Source organism: Simplicispira piscis, assembly GCF_054783455.1.
The window spans coordinates 199,283-209,629 of the sequence record NZ_BAAGQN010000014.1 but is presented as its reverse complement, the minus strand read 5'-3'; the positions used below and the strand labels follow the sequence as shown (position 1 = coordinate 209,629).

Annotated in this window: 13 protein-coding genes; 5 read left to right on the top strand and 8 right to left on the bottom strand. The window is 63.5% G+C overall.

Annotated elements, in window-relative coordinates; genetic code table 11:
* Positions 1-31 precede the first annotated feature (31 nt).
* The 5 genes from ACYVOC_RS09580 to ACYVOC_RS09560 all read right to left on the bottom strand — a co-directional run bounded on the left by ACYVOC_RS09580 (position 32) and on the right by ACYVOC_RS09560 (position 4,011).
* The gene (locus ACYVOC_RS09580) at positions 32-727 is read right to left on the bottom strand and encodes a hypothetical protein (RefSeq protein ID WP_461161658.1); all 696 of its coding nucleotides are present in this window, start codon (positions 725-727) and stop codon (positions 32-34) included.
* A gap of 246 nt (positions 728-973) precedes the next feature.
* Positions 974-1,387: a VOC family protein gene (locus tag ACYVOC_RS09575; protein ID WP_461161657.1), complete on the bottom strand. Its 414-nt coding sequence runs from the start codon at positions 1,385-1,387 to the stop codon at positions 974-976.
* A 131-nt stretch (positions 1,388-1,518) separates the two neighbouring features.
* Positions 1,519-2,652, bottom strand: a complete 1,134-nt coding sequence (locus ACYVOC_RS09570; protein ID WP_461161656.1) for a GGDEF domain-containing protein — start codon at positions 2,650-2,652, stop codon at positions 1,519-1,521.
* A gap of 157 nt (positions 2,653-2,809) precedes the next feature.
* On the bottom strand, positions 2,810-3,448 hold the full coding sequence (gene nth, locus ACYVOC_RS09565; protein ID WP_461161655.1) for an endonuclease III: 639 nt from the start codon (positions 3,446-3,448) through the stop codon (positions 2,810-2,812).
* A 299-nt stretch (positions 3,449-3,747) separates the two neighbouring features.
* Entirely contained in the window at positions 3,748-4,011 is a 264-nt protein-coding gene (locus ACYVOC_RS09560; protein WP_116003331.1) for a DUF2164 domain-containing protein, read from the bottom strand.
* A 110-nt stretch (positions 4,012-4,121) separates the two neighbouring features.
* Here ACYVOC_RS09560 and ACYVOC_RS09555 point away from each other — a divergent pair, with 110 nt between their 5' ends.
* Positions 4,122-5,312, top strand: a complete 1,191-nt coding sequence (locus tag ACYVOC_RS09555) for an aminotransferase-like domain-containing protein (protein WP_461161662.1) — start codon at positions 4,122-4,124, stop codon at positions 5,310-5,312.
* Positions 5,313-5,459: 147 nt separating this feature from the next.
* Here the strand turns inward: ACYVOC_RS09555 and ACYVOC_RS09550 are convergent, their stop codons facing one another.
* Together ACYVOC_RS09550 and ACYVOC_RS09545 are read right to left on the bottom strand one after the other, a co-directional pair.
* A complete protein-coding gene (locus ACYVOC_RS09550; RefSeq protein WP_116003333.1) occupies positions 5,460-6,059 on the bottom strand; it encodes a 3'-5' exonuclease in 600 nt (199 codons plus the stop codon).
* A gap of 47 nt (positions 6,060-6,106) precedes the next feature.
* Positions 6,107-7,399, bottom strand: coding sequence for a sensor domain-containing diguanylate cyclase (locus ACYVOC_RS09545; protein WP_116003334.1), 1,293 nt, complete (start codon positions 7,397-7,399; stop codon positions 6,107-6,109).
* A 79-nt stretch (positions 7,400-7,478) separates the two neighbouring features.
* Here ACYVOC_RS09545 and ACYVOC_RS09540 point away from each other — a divergent pair, with 79 nt between their 5' ends.
* Entirely contained in the window at positions 7,479-7,775 is a 297-nt protein-coding gene (locus ACYVOC_RS09540) for a DUF6172 family protein (protein ID WP_116005952.1), read from the top strand.
* Between the two features lie 136 nt (positions 7,776-7,911).
* Here the strand turns inward: ACYVOC_RS09540 and ACYVOC_RS09535 are convergent, their stop codons facing one another.
* Positions 7,912-9,180, bottom strand: a complete 1,269-nt coding sequence (locus tag ACYVOC_RS09535) for a DEAD/DEAH box helicase (RefSeq protein ID WP_461161654.1) — start codon at positions 9,178-9,180, stop codon at positions 7,912-7,914.
* A gap of 110 nt (positions 9,181-9,290) precedes the next feature.
* Here ACYVOC_RS09535 and ACYVOC_RS09530 point away from each other — a divergent pair, with 110 nt between their 5' ends.
* Genes ACYVOC_RS09530 through ACYVOC_RS09520 form a run of 3 tightly spaced genes read left to right on the top strand, consistent with a single transcriptional unit; the run spans position 9,291 to position 10,334 of the window.
* Positions 9,291-9,746, top strand: coding sequence for a DUF2721 domain-containing protein (locus ACYVOC_RS09530; protein ID WP_461161653.1), 456 nt, complete (start codon positions 9,291-9,293; stop codon positions 9,744-9,746).
* Entirely contained in the window at positions 9,743-10,105 is a 363-nt protein-coding gene (locus ACYVOC_RS09525; protein ID WP_461161652.1) for a translation initiation factor Sui1, read from the top strand. The genes ACYVOC_RS09530 and ACYVOC_RS09525 overlap by 4 nt, the downstream gene beginning before the upstream one ends.
* Positions 10,106-10,118: 13 nt before the next feature.
* Positions 10,119-10,334, top strand: a complete 216-nt coding sequence (locus tag ACYVOC_RS09520) for a DUF3820 family protein (RefSeq protein WP_116005953.1) — start codon at positions 10,119-10,121, stop codon at positions 10,332-10,334.
* Positions 10,335-10,347 lie beyond the last annotated feature (13 nt).

The following is a 10,347-nucleotide window of genomic DNA, read 5'->3' as shown; positions in this document are numbered from 1 at the left end:
GCCAGTCAGACTGCCATGATGGTGGCCTGACTTAAACCAACTGGCCTCCACGAAAGCCGGGGCGATTCAGTACCCCACGTGGATGGAGGCTGTCAGTCAACCAGACCGCCAGTTGTTCCTGCTGTCCGCCCTCGTCTAGGCTGAACAAGTCGACCGGGCTGTTGCTGCCGTGGCTCGTAATGAAGTGATTGAAAACTGCATGCCATTCCTCGATGAGGACAATTTCTGCAGATAGCAACTCGTCAGGGGTTGTAGTGCCTTTGAATGCCCGTTTCAGCAGGTCGTCTGCCTCTTCAGTTATGGCTGTGTAATCTACTTTCCCCCGTGTCGCGTTGTTGATCCAGCCGCTTACCTCCGAAGGGAAGCGAACCTGTACGGTGGACCATGCAACATTCAGGGCAAGCTCGTTAAACAGGAATATGGGGGATGGTTCCCCTGATATCAGCCCCTGCAGCGCTGTGACTTCTGCCTCGTTCTCCACGACTGACCAGAGCATCGCAGGCTTAGATGGATCGTCGTACGCCGTGAATGCATACAGGAGACGACCGCTCACGCGCGCCAGATGAAACCGTAGCCGCGCACCCAACACCATGTACTTCAGTAGGAGCGTGCTGCCCTTCACCAGCAGCGTCGGCTCAAAGCTCTTCGTTCCCTTTGCATAGTCGATTCGTATGAGTTGCGGTGTAGCCAGGAACTCAGATCGATAGTGCGAGGCGAGTAGGTGCATGTGGCCTTCTTCGTGCGGTAGTCGCTCAACGGAATGTGGGTGTGGTCTAAATGTAGACAGTACTAAACCGTAGGCCATATCTGGCGCTTGTGGTGGCACCAAACGCGTCGGTGGCCAAGCGCCAACAGACAAGTAGCGTGTCAGTAGCTCTGAAATCAATAGCTTGTAGCGCAATGAGAGCGGGCGCTACAGGCCAATATGAATCAAAATTTTGCCGCTCATTGCAGCCGAGGTATGTAGTCTTGTTTACCCCGCCAAATGGCACACCGCCTCGATGTTGTTGCCTTCGGGGTCGATGACAAAGGCGCCGTAGTAGTGCGCGTGGTACTCGGGGCGCAGGCCGGGGGCGCCGTTGTCCTTGCCGCCAGCGGCGATGGCGGCGGCATGGAAGGCGTCCACCTGGGCGCGGGTCTGGGCCTTCCAGGCCAGGTGGCAGCCGGTGGTGGCCGGTGGGCCGCCGTAGGGGGAGGGGCCGTCGATGAACCAGACGTCGGCCTTTTTGCCGTCGGGTTCGGCGGGGTCGGGGTAGGCGAAGCCGAGGATGTTCATGCCGTAGTTGCCCTCGAAGCAAACGCTGTAGCCCAGGGGCGCAAGGGCTGCGCTGTAGAACGCCTTGGCGCGCTGGATGTCGGTGACGCGGAAGGTCATGTGGTCAAGCATGGGGTGGCTCCTGTGTGGGTTGGTCGTGCGCATGCCGCACATCGATACTGTATGCGTATACAGTTTGATTTGGCAAGAGGCGCGTGAACCTGCTCAAAGGCCGGTGTGTGGGCTGCCGCAGCACACCACCTTCAGGCTGTGCAGGTTTTGTTGCGCCCCTGCGCCTTGGCGCGGTACAGGGCGGCATCGGCGCGGTCCAGCATGGCGTCCAGCGTGTCTTCGGGTCCGCGCCAGTGGGTCAAGCCGATGCTGGCGGTGCAGTCCAGGACATGGCCGGTGGAGAGTGCGGCGCGAATGCGCTCGGCCACGGGCAGCGCTGCGTCCGTGGTGGTGTTGGGCAGCAGCACCAGAAATTCCTCGCCGCCATAGCGTCCGAAGCGGTCGGCGCGGCGCAGGGCGGCGCGGGTGCATTCGACAAAATGCACCAGCACCCGGTCGCCGTGCTGGTGGCCGTGGGTGTCGTTCACCGACTTGAAGTGATCGAGGTCGATCATCATCAGCGAGAACGCCTGCCCGTAGCGCAGGCTGCGCTCATGCTCGTCCTCGCAGAAATCGAGAATGGCGCGGCGGTTGAGGGTGCCGGTGAGCACATCGTGCGTGGCCATGTGTTCCAGCTCGGTGCGCACACGGTCCGTGGCCATGAGCACTGCGCCAATGGAAAGCAGCAGCACAGCCAGCACATAGGCGCCGAGGTAGAAGGTCTGCAAGGTAGAGGCTTCCATCAGGTTGCCCACTTCGGGGACAGACAGCACGCTTTGCAGCCGCACCAACAGCACGCACAGGTGCAGTGCCAAAGTCACCTGCACCATGCGCACCGGGAAATTGCGGTTGCCGCGCTGCCACAGGAACACCAGCGTGCTGGTATGTGCCACGGCGATGGCGGCGGTGACAATGGCCACGCGCATGCGGTAGGACGGATCGGGCCCGGCAAACCAGGCCAGTGACAGCATGACCAGCGCGAATGGAACCACGATTCGGCGCCATTGAACGGGTTGCCCGAAGAAACGGCGGCACCCCACATGGAACAGGACGAAACCCAGCAAGACCAGGCCATTGCCGAACCAGCGCCCCACTTCCGGGTGCCATGGGCCGGGAATTGCGAAGAAAACCGTGGCAATCAGCCAGACGGCAGGAGCCAGTGCCCAGTAGCCCAGCCCCAGGATGCTGGGCGGGTAGTAGCGCCGCATGAAGCCCAGCACCAGCCCCATCACCAAGGCCATAAAACCACCCATGGCAATCAGGGAGCGCGGGTCAAGTGAGTTCATGGGGGCGGGCGAGAGGCGTGGTCAGTGCAATTCAGTATATCGAGAGGTGTATTCAAGAGGCCCCGTGGGGAAATGGCCGCTATGGAGGCTCATGGAGATTGTGGCGCTTATCTGGTAAGCGCAATGCGCTATCAATGCAATAGCAATTTGGCGCATCTCAGGGGCGTTGGGTTTTGGGCGTGAAGTCGCAATACGGCGCCACCAGGCACTCCCAGCAGCGCGGCTTGCGTGCCTGGCAGACGTAGCGGCCCAGCAGGATGAGCCAGTGGTGCGAATCCACCGCGTAGGCGGGGGGCACGCGCGCGAGGAGTTGCTTTTCCACCTCTAGCGGGTTCTTGCCGGGGGCCAGGCCCGTGCGGTTGCTGACGCGGAAGATGTGCGTGTCCACCGCCATGGTGGGTTGGCCAAAGGCCACGTTGAGCACCACGTTGGCGGTCTTGCGGCCCACGCCGGGCAAGGCTTCGAGCGCCTCGCGCGTGCGGGGCACCACACCGCCGTGCTGCTCGACCAGGATGCGGCAGGTTTGCATCAGGTGGCGCGCCTTGCTTTTGTACAGGCCGATGGTCTTGATGTAACCCTCCAGGCCATCGAGCCCCAGATCCAGGATGGCCTGCGGCGTGGCCGCCACCGGGAACAGCTTGCGCGTGGCCTTGTTCACGCCCACGTCGGTGGCCTGGGCCGAGAGCAGCACGGCGGCCAGCAGCTCGAACACGGTGGTGTATTCCAGCTCGGTTTGCGGGTGGGGGTTGGCTGCCTGCAGTGCAGCAAAAAAAGGTTCGATCAGGGCGGTTTGCATGAAGGGTGGGTGGCGGGTCGCAGCGCAGCTACTATAGAAGAAGCAGGGTGCCATTGCCTCGGGTTGGGGCTGCATCGTTGGGTACACCGTGCTGCCGCGCTTGCGTTCCAGCGCCGCCGCCTTGGTACAGCTGAGCGTGCCGCTTCTTGCGGCGCTGGGTAGAACCTTGCTGCTGGGTGAGGATTGGCCCCAGCGCCTGGGCTGGACGGGCCATCTTGGGCGGTATTGCGCTGGTGGTCATGCGGCCCCAGCGGGCTCTGGGCGCGTGAAGGGTTGGTTTTGGCGCTTGGGATGGCGCGTCAGCGCTTGCTGGCGCGCTTGTTCCACCAGGTAAATGCGTTTTCGTGCAGATCGATGTCCAGTTCCGCAATGCGCGCCTGCATGCTTTCCTGTGCTTGCGCCACGGCCAGGTTGTACACGGCGGGAGCAATGTCGGCGAGGAAGAAGTTCAGCAGCGCACCCGCGGCCATGTTGCCGATGGGTTCGCCGTTTTCTTCCAGAAAATAGCGCTCAATCGAAGCGATGGCTTGGGTGCGTACTTCTTTGGTGAGTTCGATGGTCATGCGCGCAGTCTAAAACGGCCCCGCAATTCCCAGGATCACCCCAACGCAGGATTCGAGCGTGTGGGATTGGCGACAATCGGGGCCAGACTTTACGGGACACCACCATGCCGCTGCAATTTGCCGATCGCCTGAACAACGTAGAAACCTCCGCCATCCGTGAGCTTTTCAAACTGCTGGGCAAGCCCGGCATCATCAGTTTTGCCGGGGGGTTCCCCGACAGCGCCCTGTTTGATGTGGACGGCATCCGCGCCGCCAGCAACGCAGCGCTGGACCAGGAACCCGGCGCCGCGCTGCAGTACGGCGCCACCGAGGGCTACCAGCCGCTGCGCGAGCAGCTTGCCGCCTTCATGGCAGCCAAGGGCGCGCTAGATGTGGCGCCCGAGCAGCTCATCGTCACCACCGGCAGCCAGCAGGCGCTCGATTTGCTGGGCAAGACGCTGATCAGCCCCGGTGACAAAGTCATTGTCGAAGGCCCGACCTTCCTCGCCACCATCCAATGCTTCCGCCTGTACGGCGCCGAGCTGATCAGCGCGCCCATCGATGCCCATGGCGTGCAGACCGACGAACTCGAAAAGCTCATCGCCGAGCACAAACCCAAGTTTGTGTACCTGATCCCCACCTTCGGCAACCCCAGCGGTGCCATGCTGAGCCTGGAGCGCCGCAAGCAGGTGCTGGAGATGGCCGCCCGGCACCAGACGCTGATTGTCGAGGACGACCCCTACGGCGACCTGTACTTTGGCGAGGCCCCGCCGCCCAGCCTGCTGGCGCTCTCGGCCACGGTGCCGGGCAGCCGCGAACTGCTGGCGCACTGCGGCAGTTTGAGCAAGGTGCTTTCGCCCGGCCTGCGTGTGGGCTGGATGATTGCCCCGCCCGAGCTGCTGGCCAAGGCCACCATGTGCAAGCAGTTCAGCGATGCGCATACCAGCACTTTTGCCCAGGCCACGGCAGCCCAATACCTCAAGACCGGCCGCATGCCCGCCACGCTGGCCCATGTGCGCCAGGTGTACGCCGAGCGCGCCCAGGCCATGGGCGATGCATTGCGCAAGGATCTGGGTGATGCCATCGCGTTCGTGCAGCCCCAGGGCGGCCTGTTTGTGTGGGCACGCCTGACGGGTGCGGGCGGCAAGGTGAATGACGGCAATGTGCTGGCCAAGCGCGCCATCGAGAAGGGCGTGGCCTTTGTGCCCGGCACGCCGTTCTTCTGCGCCCACCCCGATCACGCCACGCTGCGCCTGTCGTTTGCCACGGCCGATGTGGACAAGATCCGCGAAGGCGTGGCGCGGCTGGCGCAGGCTCTTTGAGGTTTCAGGGCCGTAGCGCACGCTAGTGGTGTGCGCTACTGAAAAAATAGCATTTAACGCTTGTATTTGTTGGGGTTCAACTATTTTTAATATTGAATATCAATATGGACAAGCGCTAGAAGCTCTCGTATTGATAGCAAAAACTCCTCAGCCATTGAACCCCAGTGCATCGAAAACGCGCGCTGCTGCGTAGGCGTCGTTGGCTGCGTAGACCAGTTGCCCTTCGCTCAGCTGGCGCTGCGCCCAGTTGGAGGTAGCGGCTTTTTTCGACTTGATGAAGCGCTGCTGGAACAGCACGGCCACGGCGGCCTTGACGCCCATGTCTTTGCGGTAGCCCCGCTGGTGCAAGGCGGTGTTGAGTTCCAGCACATCGGCCGTCTCCACGCCCAGCCGCGCCTGGATGCGCTTGCGGTCATCGCCCAGGCCAAAACCCGCTTTGGTCACACCACGCAGCGCCAGCAGCTGTGCCACCACAGCGCGGCAATCGGGGTCGTGCAGCTGGAACACCCAGGCGCGGTCCAGGGTGGACAGCTGCACGGTGTGCGGCCCCTCGGACGCCTGGCCTTTGGTGAAGGTAGGGCGCGATTCGGTGTCAAAACCCCAGAAGCGGCTGGCGGCCAGCGCATCCCAGGCGCGCTCGGCTTGCGCGGCGGTGTGGACCAGGAAGATGCGGTCCAGGCCCAGGCGTTCAAAGGGTTCGAGCAGGGCGATCTGCTCTTTGTCGGGAACCCGGTGAAAATTGTGCATGGAGGGCATTGTGAACCCAGCGCCCAGGCCCCCGTGGGGAGGCGCGGTCAGGGCGCTGCAGCGGGGGCGGCCATGGCGCCGCCGCTTCCGGCGTCCAGCACTGCGAGCTGGTTGCGGCCCCGGTGCTTGGCCAGGTACAGGGCCTGGTCGGCGCGGTCCAGCAGCTCATGCAGACTGCGGTCGCCCGGGCTGAGCGTGCCCAGACCAACGCTGGTGGTGATGCCGTAGTGCTGCCCGGTGCTGTCGGTCAGCGACAGGGCGCGAATGGCCTCCAGAATGCGGGAGGCGATGTCGGCACCCTCGGTAGAGGTGGTTTGTGGCAGCAGCAGGCCAAACTCCTCGCCGCCCAGACGGCCCATGGTATCGGTGGCGCGCAACTGGTGTTTGGTGGCCCGGGCAAACTCCGCCAGCACCCGGTCACCTTCCAGGTGGCCGAAGCGGTCATTGATGCTCTTGAAATGGTCCAGGTCAAGCATCAGCAAGGTCAGCGGTAGCTGGCTTTCCTGGGCCCGCTGGAAGGCCGCCTCGGCCACTTCGAGAAAGGAGCGGCGGTTGGCCATGCCGGTCAGCATATCGGTGGTGGCCAGGCGGTGTAGTTCGCGCTCCAGGTTTTTGCGCTGCGTGACGTCGCGGTACATGCCCTCGACGCCGGCAAACGCACCGTTGTGGTCGAACAGCGCGTGGCTGCTGATGGAAATGTCGATGACGGTGCCGTCCTTGCGCACCATCTGGCCCGGAAAATCAGACACCTCACCGTGCGCCAGAATCGCGGCCTTGAAGGCATCGCGGTCGCTGCTGTGCGGGTAATACGACTCGGCGGTGTGTCCCTCGATCTCATGGGGCTCGTAGCCCAGCACGCGGCGCACGCCCGGGCCCACGTGCTGCACTACGCCGTGGGCGTCGGTGCGGTAGTACACATCCTGCATGCTCTCGAACAGGCGGCGAAAGTGGCGCTCGCTGTCGCGCAGCTGCTCCTGGATCTCGTTCTGGTGCGTCATGTCCATGCCGCAGATCAGCAAGGATGCAACGCCGTCGAGCGTGATGCCGACGGTCGAGACCAACACCATGCGCAGATGGCCCTTGGCGGTGCGAACGCGGAACTCGGCCGGTTTGTTGGCATGGCCGATCTGCTCTGGCGCGCTGGCCTGGCGGACGCGGTCGCTGGAACGCAGCTTGTCCAGCGTGTGCACAAAATCGGAAAGCCGTCGACCTTGCAGGTCTTCCTGCGTGTCCGCCTCCAGCAACGCCACTCCGGCCGGATTGGCGCGGCAGATCACGCCCTGCTGGGTGATCAGCGCGGCCACCGGCAAGGCTTGCATCAGTTCTGTATCGCTCGGCATGGCCCTGGCATTCTTTGATTTGCAATCCATTGTGGCACTTGGGCGCTTGTTGTGGCTACGCGGCGCGCTACCATTGGCCATGAAAAAAACATTTGCCCTGCATGTCGAGGGTCTGCACCCCGACCGGCGCCTTGACGCCATCAAGCACGAAATCCGCAAATACTTGCGCCGCGAACGTGGCAAGTCGCTGCCCGAAGGCATGGATTTTTGGGATTTTGACTGCCGTTTCGCTGTACCGCCGGCCGCGCCTGAACCGGTGGCACTGGCGGACATCATGGGTTTGATTGATGCCGCTGCTGCAGCGCAGGCCGGGCAGTTTTACCTGGAAGTTCTGGCGCGCGCCGCCAAGCGCCCGCCGCCAGCCCTCTCGGCCTAAAGCGTCAACGGCACACGCCGCTTGTCGCTGCGCCTTATTCTGTTTCCAAATCATCCGTGTCTAGGCGCGAAGCCGCAGACAGTGCTATTGCACGGCAAGGCGAAGCAACAACGACACGGATGGTTTAGAAACGGAATTACTCTGAGGATTGATCGAGCGGTGGCAGCAAGCCTGCAGCGCGCAATTTGTCTTTCTTGCTCGGGCGCTTGCCCTTGATACCGCCGACGCCACTGCCTGGCTGCGGGGGCGGCGCCGCTTCGGTGGGCTCAAAGCCTGTCACCTGTTCCAGCGGCAGACTGAGGCCCTGGCGCTTTTCAATCAGGTGCCAATGCGCCGTGCTGGCGGGGGTGACCAAAGTGACGGCCAGGCCGCTTTCGCCCGCACGGCCGGTGCGGCCGATGCGGTGGATGTAATCGACGGCCGAGCGCGGCAGGTCGTAATTGACCACCACGGGCAGTTGCGCAATGTCGATGCCGCGCGCCGCCAGGTCGGTGGTCACCACCACTTGCCAGCGGTCGGCCTTGAATTCGTCGAGCACCTGCGTGCGTGCGCCCTGGCTCAGGTCGCCATGGAAGGGCGTGGCAAACACCTTGGCGCGGTAGAGTTTTTCTGCCACATGCTCGGCGGTGTATTTGGTGGCAACAAATACCAGCACGCGCTCCCAGCCTTCGTCTTTGATCAGCTTGAGCAGTAGCTGCGTGCGCCGCTTCTCGTCCACCGCGATGGCGCGCTGCAAGATGGTGGCCTTACCATCTTCGCCCACCTCGGTCGGTGCGACTTCAATGCGCACGGGTTCGCGCAGCAGGCCAGTGGCCAGCTGCTGCACGTCGGCCGGAAAGGTGGCAGAGAACAGCAGGTTCTGGCGCTGGCGCGGCAGCAGTGCCAAAACGCGCTGCAACTCTTCGGCAAAACCCAGGTCGAGCAGGCGGTCGGCTTCATCGAGCACCAGCAACGTAGCCCCCGAGAGGCCCAGTGCGTTGTGTTCCACCAGATCGAGCAGACGCCCTGGTGTGGCCACCACGACATCCGCACCACCGCGCAGCGCCATCATCTGCGGGTTGATGGAGACGCCGCCAAACACCACGGCGATGCGCGGTGGCGAGGGCAACGCCGCAGCCAAGTCGCGCAGCACGCCGCCCACCTGGGCCGCCAGTTCCCGCGTGGGCACCAGCACCAGGGCCTGCACGCTCCGCTGGCCGGGCAGGCGGGCCTCTTGCACCCGCTGCAGCAGCGGCAGGGCAAAGGCTGCGGTCTTGCCCGAGCCCGTTTGCGCCTGGCCCAGCAGGTCGGCGCCGCGCAGGATGGCGGGAATGGCCTCGGCCTGAATCGGGGTTGGCGACTGAAATCCTTGTGCAGCAGCAGCGGCAGCCAGGGCGGGGGAAAGACCAAGAGAGGCAAAAGGCATGGAATAAGCGCTGGAGCCACTACGGGCGCCTGCAGGCGTACATGGAACAAAGACAGTCATTGTGCTGCACCGCCGATAATCCACGCCTGCTTTTTACAAAGACCCAGAACATGGCCCTTGCCCTTGATTCCAGTGCCATCACCCACGGCATCCAGCTGGCGGTTGCGCCGGTGTTCCTGCTCACCGCGGTCTCGGGGATGATCGGCGCGGTGGCCGGGCGGCTGGCCCGCATCATTGACCGCGCGCGCGTGGTGGAAGACCGGGCCCTCAAGGACGCCAGCTTTGTGGCCGCCGCCTACCGGGAACTGGCCCAACTGCGCACACGCGGGCGGCTGGCCAATGGCTGCATCGCCTTGCTGACTTTTTGCGCTTTCCTGATCGGGCTCACCATCATTTTGCTGTTTTTGGGGGAGACCACCAGCTTTCAGGCCAACCGCCTGGCGGTGGCGGGTTTTCTCGCTGGCGTGGTGTGTTTCCTGCTGGCGCTGGTGTGCTTTCTGACCGAAACCGTGATCGCCACGCGCCTGCTCAATTTTTCCCTGCTGAACGAAGGCGGTACGCCATGAGATCGACGTCCAAGGCAGGTGGCCTGGTTTATTCAACCGATGCGGGACGCATGTGTCCCGACTGCCGCCAGCCGGTCGCCAGTTGCACCTGCCGCCAGGCTCCGCCCCGCCCGGTGGGCGATGGCACTGCCCGCGTCAGCCGCGAAAGCAAGGGGCGTGGGGGTAAGACAGTCACCCTGGTGCGCGGGCTGGCGCTGGACGATGCCGCGCTGGCGCAACTGGGCAAGCTGCTCAGAACGGGGTGCGGTAGCGGCGGTACGGTGAAAGACGGCGTGATCGAGGTGCAAGGCGATCATGCTGACCAGGTGCTGGACTTGTTGCGCAAGCAGGGCCACGCTGCCAAGCGGGCCGGAGGCTGAACGCATGGCACCCATGCACCCGGAGCAGTTGCAAAAACTGGTGGAGACGCGCATGCCTTTCGGCAAATACGAAGGGCGCTTGCTGGCCGACCTGCCCGGCAACTACCTGAACTGGTTTGCGCGGGAGGGTTTTCCGCGGGGCGAACTGGGCCGCTTGCTAGCCCTGATGCACGAGATCGATCACAACGGCCTGTCGGCCTTGCTCGATCCCTTGCGCCCGCGCAGATAAATATTGATCAGGG